The organism is Pseudomonas sp. FEN (genome assembly GCF_904067045.1).
In the GTDB taxonomy this organism is placed as follows: domain Bacteria; phylum Pseudomonadota; class Gammaproteobacteria; order Pseudomonadales; family Pseudomonadaceae; genus Aquipseudomonas.
The window spans coordinates 672618-689000 of record NZ_CAJFDC010000036.1 but is presented as its reverse complement, the minus strand read 5'-3'; the positions used below and the strand labels follow the sequence as shown (position 1 = coordinate 689000).

General features: G+C 60.6%; 14 protein-coding genes and 1 pseudogene. 7 read left to right on the top strand and 8 right to left on the bottom strand.

Translation table 11 applies throughout. The annotated features are described in order from the left end of the window. Positions 1–321: 321 nt before the first annotated feature. Positions 322–2265, top strand: coding sequence for a methyl-accepting chemotaxis protein (locus PFEN_RS26750; protein WP_191489606.1), 1944 nt, complete (start codon positions 322–324; stop codon positions 2263–2265). A 142-nt stretch (positions 2266–2407) separates the two neighbouring features. Here the strand turns inward: PFEN_RS26750 and PFEN_RS26745 are convergent, their stop codons facing one another. Both PFEN_RS26745 and PFEN_RS26740 read right to left on the bottom strand, forming a co-directional pair. After that, positions 2408–2647, bottom strand: a complete 240-nt coding sequence (locus tag PFEN_RS26745; RefSeq protein ID WP_100938517.1) for a type II toxin-antitoxin system RelB/DinJ family antitoxin — start codon at positions 2645–2647, stop codon at positions 2408–2410. A 125-nt stretch (positions 2648–2772) separates the two neighbouring features. Further along, positions 2773–3142, bottom strand: a pseudogene (locus tag PFEN_RS26740) (hypothetical protein). 501 nt (positions 3143–3643) lie between these two features. Here PFEN_RS26740 and PFEN_RS26735 point away from each other — a divergent pair. From PFEN_RS26735 to PFEN_RS31160, 5 genes are all read left to right on the top strand, one after another. After that, positions 3644–4795 (top strand): Fic family protein, encoded by a 1152-nt coding sequence (locus PFEN_RS26735; RefSeq protein ID WP_191489605.1) that lies wholly within the window; start codon positions 3644–3646, stop codon positions 4793–4795. 40 nt (positions 4796–4835) lie between these two features. Next, the gene (locus PFEN_RS26730; protein ID WP_191489604.1) at positions 4836–5297 is read left to right on the top strand and encodes an Lrp/AsnC family transcriptional regulator; all 462 of its coding nucleotides are present in this window, start codon (positions 4836–4838) and stop codon (positions 5295–5297) included. A 306-nt stretch (positions 5298–5603) separates the two neighbouring features. Then, positions 5604–7286, top strand: coding sequence for a flavin monoamine oxidase family protein (locus tag PFEN_RS26725; RefSeq protein WP_191489603.1), 1683 nt, complete (start codon positions 5604–5606; stop codon positions 7284–7286). 13 nt (positions 7287–7299) lie between these two features. After that, positions 7300–8094 carry a carbon-nitrogen hydrolase family protein gene (locus tag PFEN_RS26720; protein WP_191489602.1) on the top strand — a complete coding sequence of 265 codons (795 nt, stop codon included), beginning with the start codon at positions 7300–7302 and terminating at the stop codon, positions 8092–8094. A gap of 117 nt (positions 8095–8211) precedes the next feature. Next, entirely contained in the window at positions 8212–8346 is a 135-nt protein-coding gene (locus PFEN_RS31160) for a hypothetical protein (protein WP_263596646.1), read from the top strand. On the opposite strand, the gene PFEN_RS26715 is transcribed toward PFEN_RS31160, so the two are convergent. From PFEN_RS26715 to PFEN_RS26700, 4 genes are all read right to left on the bottom strand, one after another. After that, on the bottom strand, positions 8343–8663 hold the full coding sequence (locus PFEN_RS26715) for a helix-turn-helix domain-containing protein (RefSeq protein ID WP_191489601.1): 321 nt from the start codon (positions 8661–8663) through the stop codon (positions 8343–8345). The two genes, PFEN_RS31160 and PFEN_RS26715, sit on opposite strands and share 4 nt — an antisense overlap. Then, positions 8656–9012 (bottom strand): type II toxin-antitoxin system RelE/ParE family toxin, encoded by a 357-nt coding sequence (locus PFEN_RS26710; RefSeq protein WP_191489600.1) that lies wholly within the window; start codon positions 9010–9012, stop codon positions 8656–8658. Before PFEN_RS26710 ends, PFEN_RS26715 begins: the two co-directional genes overlap by 8 nt. Positions 9013–9229: 217 nt before the next feature. Then, the gene (locus PFEN_RS26705) at positions 9230–10513 is read right to left on the bottom strand and encodes an aminotransferase class III-fold pyridoxal phosphate-dependent enzyme (RefSeq protein WP_191489599.1); all 1284 of its coding nucleotides are present in this window, start codon (positions 10511–10513) and stop codon (positions 9230–9232) included. Further along, the gene (locus tag PFEN_RS26700) at positions 10510–11208 is read right to left on the bottom strand and encodes an MOSC domain-containing protein (protein WP_191489598.1); all 699 of its coding nucleotides are present in this window, start codon (positions 11206–11208) and stop codon (positions 10510–10512) included. The genes PFEN_RS26705 and PFEN_RS26700 overlap by 4 nt, the downstream gene beginning before the upstream one ends. A 102-nt stretch (positions 11209–11310) precedes the next feature. Between PFEN_RS26700 and PFEN_RS26695 the strand changes: the two genes are divergently transcribed. Then, positions 11311–12234, top strand: a complete 924-nt coding sequence (locus PFEN_RS26695) for a LysR family transcriptional regulator (RefSeq protein ID WP_191489597.1) — start codon at positions 11311–11313, stop codon at positions 12232–12234. 232 nt (positions 12235–12466) lie between these two features. Here the strand turns inward: PFEN_RS26695 and PFEN_RS26690 are convergent, their stop codons facing one another. Continuing rightward, entirely contained in the window at positions 12467–14245 is a 1779-nt protein-coding gene (locus tag PFEN_RS26690; protein WP_191489596.1) for an acyl-CoA dehydrogenase C-terminal domain-containing protein, read from the bottom strand. A 317-nt stretch (positions 14246–14562) separates the two neighbouring features. Continuing rightward, positions 14563–16359, bottom strand: coding sequence for an acyl-CoA dehydrogenase C-terminal domain-containing protein (locus PFEN_RS26685; RefSeq protein WP_191489595.1), 1797 nt, complete (start codon positions 16357–16359; stop codon positions 14563–14565). Positions 16360–16383: the final 24 nt, after the last annotated feature.

Here is a 16383-nt window from a genome sequence, read left to right as displayed (position 1 = left end):
AAATTTCTCGTCCTGAAACGGCCGTTTTTTCTTCTTCGAAATCACTGTCAACGGGTTCTGCCTGGAGATCCAGCGGCTCGGCATGGTGAGACTCAGGGGCTTGGTCCTTCAGGATGGCAAGGCGCCTAACTGATCGAACAGTTCCCAGATAGCCTTGGTAAATGCAAACGAGGCCCGCAGTGCGACCAAAACCGCGATCTGCCTAGCCGACTAAAGTCGCTCCCCACCCCACCTGCGATTCCCTCGGGTATGGCTTATATTGCCCCGCTTCAACCAAACACGGCCTGTGGCAGCAAGTTCGCGGCACTTTAAGGAAAGACCATGTTCAGACGTTTCAGCCAGGCCCTGAGTAATATCGGTGTCAATGCCAAGCTTGCCCTGGGCTTCGGCCTGCTGCTGCTGATGACCTTGCTGATCGCGCTGACCGGCTGGCACAGCACCACCAACATGATCGAGCGCAGCAACAAGATCAGTGCCATCGGCGCCCTCAGCGCCCTGACTAACGATTTACGCGCCAAGCGCCTACGTTACCTGGCTGATCGCAACGAACAAAACAGCGCAGCCGTGTCACTGGTGCTGGAGCGTATCCAGGACAATCAGCGGTCTCTGAGCGGCGCGCTGAGTATTCCCGCGGACCTGCAACTTATCGAGGAGCAAGGCCGCATCGTCGAGGACTACCGGAGCCGCTTCAACACGCTTGAACAAACCTTCAAAGACCGTGAAACCGCGCTCGCGAAGTTGATACAGAACGCGGCGCAAATCACCGAGGCGCTGAATGAAGCCACCCAAGACCTGGTTAACGCCCCGGCGCTTGAAGGGCAAGATGAACATCAGCGCCTGAGCCAGTTTCAGGCCACCAGCTTGCTCGCCGTGCATATCCAGCAGGCCCGCATCGTGGTCTACGGTTTGATCTACACCAATGATCCGAGCAAAGAGCCAGGGGCCCTGGCGAGTATCGATCAGGTCACGGCCGAACTGCTCAAGGTTCGCGCCGTCACCGCCCCTCAACAACAAGGCATCCTGACGCAGGCGGAACACGCGCTACAACAGTACCGCCAGGATGTGCAGAGCTATGCCGCGCAAGTACACACCAGCCTGGAAATGCTCGATCAGATGGCGGCTTTGGGCGTCAGGCTTGAAGACCTTAGCCAGAAGCTCATAGACAACCAGAGCCAGACACGTGATAGCGAGGCGCAAAGTGCCCGTCAATTGCTGATCATCAGCACACTGCTGGCGTTAGCCCTGGGCATCCTCGCGGCATGGTTCATCACCGGGCAGATCGTCCATCCGCTGTTGGAAACCCTGAAAGCCGCGGAGCGTATCGCTGGCGGGGATCTCAGCCACGATATCAAGACCGAGCGACGTGACGAGCTGGGCCAACTACAGCGCAGCATGCAGTACATGACGGTAAGCCTGCGCAAGCTGATCGAAGGCATCAGCCTGGGCGTCACCCAGATTGCCAATGCGGCGGAAGAGCTGTCCTCCGTTACCGAGCAGACCAGCGCGAATGTGAACAGTCAAAGAGTCGAGACGGATCAAGTCGCGACCGCCATGAACGAAATGGCCGCCACCGTACAAGAAGTGGCGCGCAATACCGAGGAAGCTTCAAGCGCCGCCGCGGCCGCGGATAAAGAAGCGCGCGCCGGTGAAAAAGTGGTCGGTGAAGCGATAGATCAAATCGAACTGCTGGCCCTGGAAGTCGGCAACTCCACCGTAGCCATGAACCTTCTGGAGCTCGAAAGCGAAAAAATCGGCGGCGTGCTCGATGTGATCAAAGCCGTGGCTGAACAAACCAACCTGTTGGCACTCAACGCCGCCATTGAAGCCGCGCGAGCGGGTGAAGCCGGACGCGGCTTCGCGGTAGTGGCCGACGAAGTCCGAAGCCTGGCTCAACGCACGCAGAAATCCACCGAAGAAATCGAAGGGCTGATCGCCGACCTGCAAAGCGGTACACAGAAAGTCTCCGCCGTGATGGAAAGCAGTCGTATCCTGACGGATAGCAGCGTCGAATTGACCCGTCGCGCCGGAACATCACTGGAAAGCATCACGCGCACGGTGTCGACAATCCAATCGATGAGCCAGCAGATTTCCGCCTCGGCTGAAGAGCAAAGTGCCGTGGCCGAGGAAATCCATCGCAGCTTGCTCAACGTGCGCGACATCTCCGAGCAAACCGCGGGCGCCAGCGTGGAAACGGCGGCCTCCAGTGTCGAACTGGCCAGGCTGGGCCACGAACTGCAGGAAATGGTCAGCCAATTCCGTACTTGAGAACACGCGAACAACACATGCGAACGGTTGGCATCAATGTGCGAATTGGGCACAACCGTAGCCAGCTTCTTCTTGAGTCGCTGGCGCACGGCGTTCCCCCGGGTTGTGCCACTCCTTTAACGCCCGCGCATCGAATTCAAGGCTATAGGTCATCCAGTGAAACCTTCACTCGCTGGGGAGCTGCCAATCGCTCGCGCACCGTGGCGAGCAAGGCCTCATCGTCCTCAGTCATCAGAATCGGCTTGAACGGCAGCTGGCCGCGCTCTGCCACGTACTGCAAGGCTTGACGCATCAGCTCGGAAGGGGTGACACCCAGTTTTTCAAGCTCATGGTAAGCACGTGCTTTGAGGTCGTCGTCAATGCGGACGTTGATGGATGCCATGGGCATGCACCTCGCCGTAATGACTAATGTCACTACGGCGAGGCAAAAAAGCCTTTTTTACAAGCCCGTAAGATGTCCGTTCAGCCTGCTGATCAGAACCCCAACCACAGCAGGCGCCATTTCAATCAAGAAGGCTGATCGTCTAACGCCGCTGAGACGTGATGAGGAGAGGACGATCCCTCAAGCAGGGCATCCACCACAGCGCGCGCCATTTCTACCGAGTGGAGCATGCCCCAGAACAGAGAGCGTTCCACCGGGTTCGTGTGCAAGCTGATTTCGTCACCGTTCAGTTCGGCGGCTTCAAGCAATTTCGACACGTAGATCAGCGCATCCTGTGCCTTGACGCCCGGTTGGATGGCAAAAATCGAGGGCCTGAGAGGGTCGGCGTAATTGACGGTTTTGGAAACGGTTAAAGCGAGGGTATCAAGCAAGCGGGCAGTATCGGGCCGTGCCGACTTGAGATCTTTGGGCGGCAGGGGTAATTTTCTTAATCATCGTGGATCTCCAACTCATTAAGAGGGGCTCTCCACACTCGCTGCGAAACAAGGGTGGCGAACTGTACGCAGGTTCGCAGACCGGAGAGTTGGCAACCGGCAGGCATAAGCCTCCTGCGCACAGCCCGCCATAACGCGGACATAAAAAAACCGCATACGCGGCGCTGTGCGCCAACTCAACTACCGGGCTGCGAAACCCGTATCGCTGAATTTGCAGCGACAACAGGAATGTAGACTCAGCAGCGGGCGCACACAACATTCTCCCATGTCCAAAATGTGTAGGAAATATAAGTTTTTTGGACAGCTATTTCTCATCATTTCGAGGCACTGGCGGCGGGCTACGAACGCGTAAAGGACGTAATGGTCGCAGTGCTCTTGCACTGATGCAGCATTAGACCACTACACCTCCCAGCTAGACGATGAGCCGAATAAATCGCACAATCGGCTCACCATATGAGCCGAATAAGCGATTTATTCGGCTCACGCTCATGCGGAGTCCTCTATGAACGATCTGCCTCACTGGATCTGGCAGCAGCCCGACTGGCCTCATTTCACCTGGCAGGAAAAGGCCCTGACGCCGCTGCTGCTGGAATGCGGACGCGCCCAAGGACGTTTGCTCGGCATGACCGCCGCCATAGGCAAGGACAGCAGTGCGCAGAACGAACTGGATGCCTTGCTGCAAAACATCATCGCCTCCTCAGCCATCGAAGGAGAGCCGTTGAATGTCGGTTCAGTCAGGTCCTCGCTGGCAAGACGCCTCGGACTGAGCGCCGACCAATCCGCCAGCCCACGTAGCGAAGGCCTGGCGGAACTGCTGCTGGACGCAACGCAACACCATCACTCGCCGTTGAGCCTTGAGCGCCTGCTGTATTGGCACTCGCTGCTGTTCCATGCCGATGAAAGCCTTCTGGCACCAGAAATCCGTATTGGCATGTTGCGCGGTAACGAGCCAATGCAGGTGGTCTCAGGACGTCTGGATCGACCTGTCGTACATTTCGAGACACCTCCGCGCACCGGACTCGACAAAGAACTGATGGCGTTTATCCACTGGTTCAACGCCACTCAGGCAGATACGGCATTCGATCCATTGCTGCGCGCGGGCGTCGCACATTTCTGGTTTGTGACCCTGCATCCATTCGATGATGGCAATGGTCGCCTGACCCGCACCCTCACCGATCTGGCACTGGCGCAGGGCGAACAGCAGGCGATTCGGTTCTATGCGCTGTCCGCGAGCATTCTCGAAGACAGAAAGGGTTATTACGAGATCCTCGAGTCCTCCCAGAAAGACTCAATGGATATCACCCCTTGGCTGCAATGGTTCCTGAAAACCCTTTTGCGCAGCCTGGAACAGGCTCAGATCAATATCGATCGGGTGCTGGTCAAGGCACGGTATTGGCAACAGCATCGCCATCTTCAACTCTCGCCGGAACAACTCAAAGTTATCAACAGGCTGCTCGATGGCGGTGAGAGAGGTTTTGAGGGTGGTATCAATGCCGCGCAATATCAGGCGGTCGCCAAAGTCAGCAAGGCGACGGCAACTCGCCATCTGGCGGATCTTCTGGAGAAAGGCTGCCTCTATCGCCTTCCCGGAGGCGGACGCAGTACCCGCTACCAGATTCCCGGCCTAAGGCCGGCGGATCCCTCAAGCCTGTAACATGGCACCACTCTCAACACCCGCCACCGGAGCCCCAACCTTGTCCGACACCCAACCACCCGCCCTCGACGAAATCGATCGTCAGTTGATTTCCGCCCTGCAGATCAATGCCCGCGAAAGCGTGGCGATGCTGGCACGGCAGTTGGGGATCGCGCGTACCACGGTGACCTCACGACTGGCGCGCTTGGAGAAGGCCAAGGTGATTACCGGTTATGGCGTGCGCCTGGGTCGGCGGGTGGCTGATGGCGGTTTGCAAGCCTATGTCGGGATCACCGTCCAGCCGCGTTCGGGCAAGGATGTGGTGCGGCGTCTCAGTGCCATGGCGCAGATCCAGCAACTCTGTGCCGTGAGTGGCGAGTTCGATTATGTAGCGTGGCTGCGCAGCGACTCGCCAGAACAGCTGGACCAGTTGCTCGACCAGATCGGCAGCGTTGAAGGGGTGGAGAAGACCACGACCTCGATCATTCTCAGCAGCAAGGTCGACCGGGGACAGCCGGTTTAACACCACCGATTTGCCGACTGAACCCCGTACCTGTAGGAGCTGGGCTGGCCGGGGCGCCGCATCGCCGCGAAGAGGGCCTTGAGGGCGCTGAAAGCTTCATCGGAACGCCGCCCGGACCAAGCCCTGCTCCTACAGGAATTCGTCGTTTCGAATATATTTTTCGTCATAACGTATCAACAGCTATCAAAACGACGACACTTTGCGTCTTTTTAACGTACTCCCTGCTACCTACAATGGCCCCAGTCTTTTCCTATCTATACTCCAGCCGGACATATCGCCCGGCCCGAGTCGCCAGCAAGGTCAGCCATGAACAAGAATAATCGCCATCCTGCCGACGGTAAAAAACCTATCACCATCTTCGGCCCGGACTTCCCCTTCGCCTTCGATGACTGGATCGAGCACCCGGCCGGACTGGGCAGCATCCCGGCGGAAAATCACGGTGCCGAGGTAGCGATTGTCGGTGCCGGGATCGCCGGCCTGGTGGCCGCTTATGAACTGATGAAGCTGGGCCTCAAGCCGGTCGTCTACGAAGCCTCGAAAATGGGCGGGCGCCTGCGCTCCCAGCACTTCGAAGGGACCGAAGGTATCATCGCCGAACTGGGTGGCATGCGTTTCCCAGTCTCGTCCACCGCGTTCTACCACTACGTCGACAAGCTCGGCCTTGAGACCAAGCCCTTCCCCAACCCGCTGACCCCGGCTTCCGGCAGCACGGTGATCGATCTCGAAGGCGAAACCTATTACGCCGAGAAACTCGCCGACCTCCCCGCCCTGTTCCAGGAAGTCGCCGACGCCTGGGCCGATGCCCTGGAAGACGGCGCGCGCTTCGGCGATATCCAACAGGCCATTCGCGAGCGCGACGTGCCGCGCCTGAAAGAACTGTGGAACACCCTGGTGCCGCTGTGGGACGACCGCACCTTCTACGATTTCGTCGCCACCTCCAAAGCCTTCGCCAAGCTGTCGTTCCAGCACCGCGAAGTGTTCGGCCAGGTCGGTTTCGGTACCGGTGGCTGGGACTCGGATTTCCCCAACTCGATGCTGGAAATCTTCCGCGTGGTGATGACCAACTGCGACGATCACCAACACCTGGTGGTCGGCGGCGTGGAGCAGGTGCCGCTGGGGATCTGGCGCCATGTGCCGCAGCGCTGCGCCCATTGGCCGGCCGGCACCAGCCTGAGCACCCTGCACCACGGCGCACCGCGCACCGGCGTCAAGCGCATTGCCCGCGCCGCCGATGGCCAGTTCGCGGTCACCGACAATTGGGGCGATACCCGTCACTACGCCGCCGTCCTGACCACTTGTCAGAGCTGGCTGCTGACCACCCAGATCGAATGCGAGGAATCGCTGTTCTCGCAGAAGATGTGGATGGCCCTGGACCGCACACGCTACATGCAGTCCTCGAAAACCTTCGTCATGGTCGACCGCCCGTTCTGGAAGGACAAGGACCCGGAAACCGGTCGCGACCTGATGAGCATGACCCTCACCGATCGCCTGACCCGCGGCACCTACCTGTTCGACAATGGCGACGATAAGCCCGGGGTGATCTGCCTGTCGTATTCGTGGATGAGCGACGCCCTGAAAATGCTCCCGCAGCCCATCGACAAACGGGTGAAACTGGCCCTGGACGCGCTGAAGAAGATCTACCCGAAAGTGGATATCGCCGCGCGCATCATCGGCGATCCGATCACCGTGTCCTGGGAAGCCGATCCGCATTTCCTCGGAGCCTTCAAAGGTGCCCTGCCCGGCCACTATCGCTATAACCAGCGGATGTACGCGCACTTCATGCAGGCTGACATGCCCGCCGAACAACGGGGCATTTTCATTGCCGGTGACGACGTGTCCTGGACGCCGGCCTGGGTCGAAGGCGCGGTACAGACCTCGCTCAATGCGGTATGGGGCATCATGAACCACTTCGGTGGACGCACCCACGCCGAGAACCCGGGACCCGGCGATGTCTTCAATGACATCGGTCCGATTGCCCTGGCCGACTGAAAGGAACCCGCCCGTGCAGATCGCCCTCTACCAATGCCCACCGCAACCGCTGGATGTCGCGGGCAATCTGCAACGCTTGCAGCGCCTGACCGTCGAGGCCCGGGGCGCGGACATGCTGGTGCTCCCGGAGATGTTCCTGAGCGGCTACAACATCGGCGCCGAAGCCGTCGGCGCCCTGGCCGAAGCCCGCGATGGCGCCAGCGCGCAGCATATTGCCGCCCTCGCCCGGGCGGCGGACATGGCCATTGTGTACGGTTACCCGGAGCGCGATGAGGAGGGCCGGATCTACAACGCGGTGCAGTTGATCGACGCCCAGGGCCAGAGCCTGTGCAACTATCGCAAGACCCACCTCTACGGCGACCTGGATCACTCGATGTTCAGCGCCGGACCCGACCACTTCCCGGTGGTGGAACTGGGCGGCTGGAAGTTCGGGCTGCTGATCTGCTACGACGTCGAGTTCCCGGAAAACACCCGGCGCCTGGCCCTGAGCGGGGCCGAAGTGATCCTGGTACCCACCGCCAATATGGTGCCATTTGATTTCGTCGCCGATGTCACCATTCGGGCCCGGGCTTTCGAGAACCAGTGTTTTGTGGCCTATGCCAACTACTGCGGCCATGAGGGCGATATCCAGTACTGCGGCCAGAGCAGCATCGCCGCCCCGGACGGCAGCCGCCTGGCCCGGGCGGGCCTGGATGAAACCTTGATCGTCGCCACCCTGGACCGTGCGCTGATGCAAGCGTCACGGGCCAGCAACCGCTACCTGCAAGATCGCCGTCCGGCGCTGTACATGGACCTGAGCCGGGACTGAGCGGCGGTTATCCGCTAAAATGGGCATTCCTCTTCCAAGGAAACGCCCATGTCCCTGCCGACCGCGCCCGACCCCGAAGATCTTGCGTCCTCGAACGAAGCCGGGGAGCCTGCGCACGTGCCGCCACCGTCCACCCCTCTAGTGCCCACTGAAGCGGTCGACCGTGCCGGTCTGATTCGTGGCCAAACCAGTGCCCACCGCGGGCTGCGCACCTTTGCCCAGGACCGCTCGCGCAATCGCCGCGAGCGCTAGGCCAATATCTGCAAGCCGTATTTCTGCACGATGCTCAACAACTTGAGTGCCATGCCGCTCGGTTGCTTATCACCCGCCTCCCACTGCTTGACGGTCGAAGCACTGGTGTTCAGGTAACGAGCGAAGACCGGCTGACTGACATGGTTGCGCTCGCGTAACAGCTTGATCTGCTCCGGGGCGATTTCATCCGGTACCGGCGCCAGGCAGGACTCATCGAACTCACGCATGGTCGCCTTGCTGATCGCCCCAATGGCATGCAACGCACTGGCCGACTCATGAACCGACTCCAGCGCCTCGCTCTTGAATGTCTTACTCATGACTTATCTCCACAAACTCTTTCATATCCAGCAGTTGTTGCACCTGCTGATCACTGAGCGCCTCATAGGCTTTGGCCAACGCCTTGAAGGCACCAAGCTCCTGCGCCGTGATATTGCTCTGATCGCTTTTGGCGAACAGAAACTGGAAGACCCAGTAGCAACGCCCCCTCGCCAGGACAATGGCGCGATGGCGGTTCTCATTGAGTTGCTTCTTCCAGACACCGCCGCCCAGATTGTCCGCCTGACCGCCAATGGCCTCCTTTATCGCAGCGACCAGCGCTGCATCGGTAATCAATGCCTTTCTCGCATCGACGCTGAAGCGCCGGGTTTTGAAAAACCTGTATGGCATGGAAATCCCTCTCCAAAACATACCACTTAGTGGTATATAACCTCAAGCCCGTCACCGACCTCATTGCTCGGACTCCTGGAGGGCGTGCGGTGTAAAACCGCGAGCGCTGAATAGCACCCACAAAAAAACGCCCCGTGCCAAAAGAGTCAGGCACAGGGCGACGCGTTATACCGCGAGACGGTTCGGGAATTCGTTAAGGAAAAGGAGTCGGTCAGTGTCAGACGGCAATGCCCTTGCGACAGTGGACCTGGGCGGTCCGCACACGGGAAAAGGCGTGGCCCAGGCGTAGCAGCATCTCGTCGATGTCGCTCTTGCTGACGTTCAGCGCCGGCGTAAAACGCAGGCAGTCGGCTTTCGGCGCATCCAGCAGCAGCCCTTCCTGTCGCGCCGCCTTGACCAGCGCATCCGCCCACTCGTCCCCCAGGGTCAAGCCCCAGAGCAGGCCGGTGCCGCGCAACTCACCCTGGTCATGACGCTGGGCCAGGCGTGTCAGCCCATCCTGCAGGTATTGCCCGCTTTCGCGGACATGGGCGAGGAAGTGACCGCCGAGCAGTGTGTCCAATACCGCCAGACCGGCGCTGCACATCAAGGCATTGCCATGGTGGCTGCCGCCGATTTCAGCCGGCGCGAAACAGCAGGCCCGGCCCCGCGCCAGCAGGGCGGCCAGCGGTACGCCGCCGCCCAGGCCCTTGCCCAAGGTGATGATGTCCGCACGCACACCGTACTGCTGTTCGACCAGCAAGGTGCCGCAACGCCCCATGCCGGTCTGCACCTCATCCAGAATCAGCAGGATGCCCAACTCGCGGCATAACCGTTCGACGCCCTTGAGATAGTGCCCACTCGCCGGAATCACCCCGGCGGCATTCTGGATCGGCTCCAGCATGATCGCGACGGTCTTGGCATCCACGGCCGCATGCAAGGCGGCCAGGTCATTGAACGGCACCTGGCTGAAGCCCGGCAGCTGGGGTTCGAAACGGTTGTCAAAGACCCCAGGAGTTGACGCTGCCATGGCGCCGAAACCACTGCCGTGGCAAGCGTTGCTCACTGAAATGATCCGACAGGCACCACCGCGATACAGTTGCCCCCATTTGCGCGCCAGCTTGATTGCACCGTCGCAGGCCTCGGAGCCGCTGTTGAAAAAATGCACCTGGTCGCAAGCGGTGGTCTCGCACAAGCGCTGGGCCAGATTCAATTGCCCCTGGTTATGAAAGCCGACCCCGGCGTTGAGCAAGCCATAGGCCTGGTCGGACAAGGCCCGGGCCAGCACCCCGGGGCTGTGACCGAGACAGTTGCTCCCACCGCCCTGGCTGAAATCCAGATAGGCCTGCCCTTGTGCGTCCCATACCCGGGAGCCCTGGCCGCGGACGAACACCGGCGCGGGGCGCTCGATAGCCGGCATCAGATAGTCATGGGGCACGCTGTCATGTCGGGTCGATTGTCGGTACTCGGCCGTCAGGTCATCGAGACTCGGCGGCGTGCGCCGCAAGCTGAACAGGTTCATGCGCGCAGCCCTTCCAGAGGCAGGCCGAGCAACCGCGCCGACCAGTCTTCCACCCGCCCACTGCGCAAGCGCTTGATGGCCGTGTCGCGCCAGCGCGAGGACAGCGCCGGGCAGTCCACCAGTTTCTTCAGCCCCGCGTATTCCAGGGGTTCCTGATAAAAGGCATGCAGCGCCCAGGCCACGGTCAGGCCGGGATAACTGCGCTGGATCAGTTCGAAAGGTTGATCGGCGCTGACAAACCCCGCCTTGAGCACCCGGTAGAACCAACCGCAGCGCCCCGAATCCTGGGCCTGCTGTGGCAGGTCCGGCAAGGCCCCGAGGCGGCTCAGGCGATAGCAGGCCGAGCGTGGCTGGCTGATCTGCAACAACGCACCGCCCCAGCGAAACAGGTCGCCCAGGCAGACCTGCTCCTCGGTCAGCCCCAATGTCGACAAATTCTCGCCAAAGGCCGGCGCCGCCCAGTCGAGCTGCGGATAGTGCTGCCGCCAGTAAGCGTAATGCTCGGCGGGATAGTGATGCACCGCCCGCTCGGGACCGGTATGGAAACGCGGGTCGCCATGCTCATCGCTGCCCAGCCCTTGTGGCCACAACCAGAGCCGGTTGGCAACCCGGTGTTTATCCGTATCCCCCACCAGACCCTGCCCGAGATTTTTTGCCTTGCCTATGTAAACACCGTCCACGCAAACAGTATTCATCGCACGCTATGGCCCTGTAAGCCCTTTTAATTGGGCGTAGACTAGGCGTCCCCGGCACTAGCGGCCATTTCGTTTTTCGAGCATTTTCGATAAGTAAAGCCTATGGATTTCAAGCAACTGCGTTATTTCGTCGCGGTCTATGAAGAAGGCCATGTCGGCCGGGCCGCCGAGCGTCTGTCGATCTCGCAACCGGCCCTCTCCCAGCAGATCCGCCAACTCGAACACAACCTCGATGTGGCCCTGTTCGAACGCAGCAGCAAGCGCCTGCTGCCGACTCTCGCCGCCCACACACTCTACAACCATGCGCTGCCGCTGCTCGATGGCCTGCAACGGGCCCGTGACGACCTGCGCAACTTCCAGGGCCAGGCCCTGCGAACCCTGGCCATCGGTGTATTGCAGACCGTCCACACCAGCCTGGTACCGCAAATGCTGGAGCGAGTACGCAAGGCCCAGCCCCATCTGGTGGTGCAGATCTACGAATTGACCGGCATGGAGATCGAGCGACGCCTGCTCAACGGTTCGCTGGACATCGGCATCAGCTATCTGCCACCGCGCCAGCCCGGCCTGCATGGGGTGCTGTTGTACGAGGACGAGCTGCAACTGGTGATTCCCAGCGATCACCCGCTGCGAGAATTCAAGAAAGTCTCCTTGAGCCAGGCCGCCGAACTGCCGATGTTGCTGCTGGGTGAGGAGTTCCAGATTCGCCAGATCTGGCAGGGGCAACTGGCCAACCTGGGGCGGCGCCCTCAGGTCCAGGCCGAGTTGAACAACATGGCCGGTATTCTCGACAGCCTGCCCCACACACGACTGGCGACAGTACTGCCGGGGCGCTCGCGCCAGGAGCATGATGACGACCTGCTGCTGTGGAAACCGCTGACCGAGCCGCGCGTGGCCTTGAAAGTCGGGCTGGTGTGCCGGGATGTACAACGCCAACAAGCGACGCTGGAGTTGTTGCGCACCTTGCTCGAAGACGTGATGAATCACCCAGGCGGGCATGCCTCGGCGGTCCGTGAAGGACTGAACTGAGCGGCACTTTTTTCGCACAAAAAGAAAACCCCGCCGAAGCGGGGCTTTGCAGACTGTTTCCCTGACATCCATTTCACTCCACCATCCTGGCGGAATCCTACGTGTCCCTGTTGTTACTTTTGAGCTTCCTGCTCGACGTCCTTGGTACAAAGATTATCGCTGGATCCAATTTGGCGAAAGGGGCAAACAGCAGCGCGTTATGTAAGTAAATGCTTACAAGACATCCGAAGAATCAAAATTGCTCGGCATCCAGTAGGAACAACGACTCGCTCCCAGCCTTCACCGATGCCGTCAGCGAGTGAATACGCGGCAACAAACGTGCGAAATAGAACCGCGCCGTGCCCACTTTGCTTGCGTAGAACGCCTCCTGATTCTCCTTGCCCAACGCGGCCTTGGCCATCAGCGCCCACATGTAGGCATAGGCGGTGTAACCGAAAGCCTGCAGGTATTCGACAGATGCCGCACCGATCTCGTTCGGATTGCTCTTGGCATGCTCCAGGACCCAGGCCGTCAGCTCATCGAGGTTATCCACAGCGGCGCTCAGCGGCTGGGTGAACTCGGCCAGCCCGGTGTCGGCGGTCTTGATGAAATGGCGAATCTCTTCAGCGAACTGCCGGTAGTAGGCGCCGCCGTTGCCGACGATCTTGCGCCCCACCAGGTCCAGGGCCTGGATACCGTTGGTACCCTCGTAGATCTGCGTGATACGCACATCACGCACCAGTTGTTCCTGCCCCCACTCGCGGATATAGCCATGACCGCCGAACACCTGTTGGCCGTGCACGGTGGTTTCCAGGCCGAGGTCGGTCAGGAATGCCTTGGCCACGGGTGTCAGCAAGGCCACCAGACCATCCGCGCGCTCGCGGGTGGCGGCGTCCTCGCTGAACTTGGCGGTGTCCAACTGCATCGCCACATAGGTGGAAAAAGCCCGGCCGCCTTCGTTCGAGGCTTTCATGGTCAACAGCATGCGGCGCACATCGGGATGCACGATGATCGGGTCGGCGACCTTGTCCTTGGCCTTCGGCCCAGTCGGAGAACGGCTTTGCAGACGATCCCGAGCGTACTCGACGGCATTCTGGTAAGAGCGCTCGCCCGACGCCAGGCCCTGGATGCCCACCCCCAGGCGCTCGTAGTTCATCATGGTGAACATCGCGGCCAGGCCCTTGTTCGGCTCGCCGATCAGGTAACCCACGGCTTCGTCGAAGTTCATCACGCAGGTCGCGGAAGCCTGGATACCCATCTTGTGCTCGATGGAACCGCAGTTCACCGGGTTGCGGGCACCGAGGCTGCCATCGCTGTTGACCAGGAACTTCGGCACCAGGAACAGCGAGATGCCCTTGGGACCGGCCGGGGCATCCGGCAGCTTGGCCAGCACCAGGTGAATGATGTTCTCGGTCAGGTCGTGCTCGCCACCGGTGATGAAGATCTTGGTCCCGCTGACCTTGTAGGAACCGTCCGCCTGCGGCTCGGCCTTGGTGCGGATGATCCCCAGGTCGGTACCGGCATGAGGTTCGGTCAGGCACATGGAACCGGCCCATACCCCCGAATACATGTTCGGCAGGTAGGCGGCCTTCAGCGCTTCGCTGGCGTGGGTGTTGATCGATACACAGGCACCGGCCGTCAGCATCGGGTAGAGGCCGAACGCGAGGCTGGAGGAGTTGATCATTTCTTCGACCTGAGCCGACACCGCCTTGGGCATGCCCATGCCACCGAAGGCCGGATCGCCGCCGACGCCAACCCAGCCACCTTCGGCATAGGTCTGGTAGGCCTGCTGGAAACCAGCGGGCGTGGACACCGCGCCGTTGTCCCAGCGGCAACCCTGTTCATCGCCGCTGCGGCTCAAGGGCGCGATGCTCTTGGCCGTGACCTTGCCAGCCTCTTCGAGAATCGCTTCGACGGTTTCGGCGTCGACGGTCTCGGCCAGGGCAGGCAGTTGAGCCCAGAGTTTCGCGACCTCGAACACTTCATTGAGGACGAAGCGCATATCGCGCAGGGGCGCTTTGTAGTCAGCCATGGCAAACCTCGCAAGATCTAAACGATAAGCCCAAGTGGGGCCGATTTTCTGAGGTTTGAGTTTACCCCAACAACTTTTTAGACACATAGGGTCTTTATGTGACTTTTTTATTGTTTTCGGTCACATGCATATCAAAGTCATGTGGTGGCTGTTCTGGCCTATTCGCGGGCAAGCTCCGCTCCCACAAATGTTCTGTTGTGCATGAGACTTGTGTTCGACGCGGAAATTAATGTGGGAGCGGTGCTTGTCGGATCGCCGCACCGCCGCGAATAGGCCCTCAAGAGCACCCACAGACCTTCCGCCCCACTCGAAGACAGCTACAGCGCGAACAACTCCGCCGGCAGACGCATCAAACACTCACTCCCCGCCTCCACCGCCGCCCGATGGGCGCTCGTACGCGGCAGCAGGCGCTTGAAGTAGAACTCGCAGGTCGCCAGCTTGCCCTGGCAATACTCGGCATCGCCACTCCCCTCCTCCAGTTGCGCCTGGGCCACCAGCGCCATGCGCAGCCAGAGGTAGGCAAGGACGATGTAACCGCTGTACATCAGATAGTCCAAGGCCGCGGCGCCCACTTCATCGGGATTCTTCATCGCCGCCAGGCCGACCTGGGTCGTCAGCTCGCCCCACTGCTGGTTCAAAGCGTCGAGTTGCGCCACATGGCTCTTGAGCTGCGGATGCCCGGCATTCGCCGCACAGAACTTATGCACGATCCTGGTAAAACCACGCAGCAGCTTGCCCTGGCTACCGAGCACTTTGCGTCCCAGCAGATCCAGCGCCTGAATCCCATTGGTGCCTTCGTAGATCGGCGCGATCCGGCAATCGCGGACCAGTTGCTCCATGCCCCACTCACGAATGAAGCCGTGGCCACCGAACACCTGCATCCCATGGTTGGTCACCTCAAGGCCGGTCTCGGTCATGAAGGCCTTGCAGATCGGCGTCAGGAAGGCCAGCAGGTCCTCGGCATCCTGACGCTGCGCCGCATCGCCGCCCAGATGAGCAATATCCAGCCACTGCGCGGTGAAGTAGGTCAGCGCCCGGTTGCCTTCGTTGAAGGCCTTCATGGTCAGCAGCATGCGCCGCACGTCGGGATGCACGATGATCGGGTCGGCGACCTTGTCCGGGGCCTTGGGACCGGTGAGCGCGCGCATCTGCAGGCGATCGTTGGCGTACCTGACCGCACCCTGGAAGCTCGTCTCACCCAGGCACAGGCCCTGCATCCCGGTACCGAGCCGGGCATGGTTCATCATGGTGAACATGCAGTTCAGGCCCTTGTTGGCCTCGCCGATCAGAAAGCCTTTGGCCTCATCGAAGTTCAACACGCAGGTCGCTGACGCCTTGATCCCCATTTTGTGTTCGATGGAGCCGCAATGCACCCCATTGCGCGCGCCTGCGTCACCGGCGCTATCCGGCAGGAATTTGGGCACGATGAACAGGGAAATCCCCTTGGTCCCCGCCGGCGCGTCCGGCAGCTTGGCCAATACCAGGTGCACGATGTTCTCGCTCATGTCGTGCTCACCAGCGGAGATGAAGATCTTGCTCCCGCTGATCGCATGGCTGCCGTCGGCCTGGGGCACCGCGCGGGTCTTGATCAGCCCCAGGTCCGTGCCGCAATGAGCCTCGGTCAGGCACATGGTGCCGGTCCAACGGCCCTCGGTCAGTTTGCTCAGGTAGGTGTTTTTCTGTTCCTCGGTGCCGTGGGCATGAATCGCCGACATGGCGCCATGGGTCAGGCCCGGGTACATGCCCCAGGAGGTATTGCTGGAACCGATCATCTCGCTGATCACCAGCCCCAGGGACAACGGCAGGCCTTGTCCACCATAGGCCGGATCCGCTGCCAGGCCATGCCAGCCGCCTTCGACATACTGCGCAAAAGCCTGCTTGAAGCCCTGGGGCGTGGTCACCACGCCGTTGTCGAAATGGCAGCCTTCTTCATCGCCGGAGCGGTTCAGCGGCGACAGCACCTGCTCGCAGAACTTCGCGCCTTCCTCGAGGATCGCGCCGACCATATCGGGACTGGCATCGGCGGCGCCGAGCGCGAGGTAGTGGGCGTGAAAATCGAAAACATGGTCGATCAGAAAGCGCATATCGCGTAGCGGGGCTTTGTACTCAGGCATGGTCGTTTCTCCGGCAGCAGATGA

Bases quoted from the DNA above. Each gene is read 5' to 3' on its own strand.
- PFEN_RS26750 (WP_191489606.1), top strand. From the start codon at position 322: ATGTTCAGACGTTTCAGCCAGGCCCTGAGTAATATCGGTGTCAATGCC.
- PFEN_RS26745 (WP_100938517.1), bottom strand. From the start codon at position 2,647: ATGGCATCCATCAACGTCCGCATTGACGACGACCTCAAAGCACGTGCT.
- PFEN_RS26735 (WP_191489605.1), top strand. From the start codon at position 3,644: ATGAACGATCTGCCTCACTGGATCTGGCAGCAGCCCGACTGGCCTCAT.
- PFEN_RS26725 (WP_191489603.1), top strand. From the start codon at position 5,604: ATGAACAAGAATAATCGCCATCCTGCCGACGGTAAAAAACCTATCACC.
- PFEN_RS26715 (WP_191489601.1), bottom strand. From the start codon at position 8,663: ATGAGTAAGACATTCAAGAGCGAGGCGCTGGAGTCGGTTCATGAGTCG.
- PFEN_RS26710 (WP_191489600.1), bottom strand. From the start codon at position 9,012: ATGCCATACAGGTTTTTCAAAACCCGGCGCTTCAGCGTCGATGCGAGA.
- PFEN_RS26705 (WP_191489599.1), bottom strand. From the start codon at position 10,513: ATGAACCTGTTCAGCTTGCGGCGCACGCCGCCGAGTCTCGATGACCTG.
- PFEN_RS26700 (WP_191489598.1), bottom strand. From the start codon at position 11,208: ATGAATACTGTTTGCGTGGACGGTGTTTACATAGGCAAGGCAAAAAAT.
- PFEN_RS26695 (WP_191489597.1), top strand. From the start codon at position 11,311: ATGGATTTCAAGCAACTGCGTTATTTCGTCGCGGTCTATGAAGAAGGC.
- PFEN_RS26690 (WP_191489596.1), bottom strand. From the start codon at position 14,245: ATGGCTGACTACAAAGCGCCCCTGCGCGATATGCGCTTCGTCCTCAAT.
- PFEN_RS26685 (WP_191489595.1), bottom strand. From the start codon at position 16,359: ATGCCTGAGTACAAAGCCCCGCTACGCGATATGCGCTTTCTGATCGAC.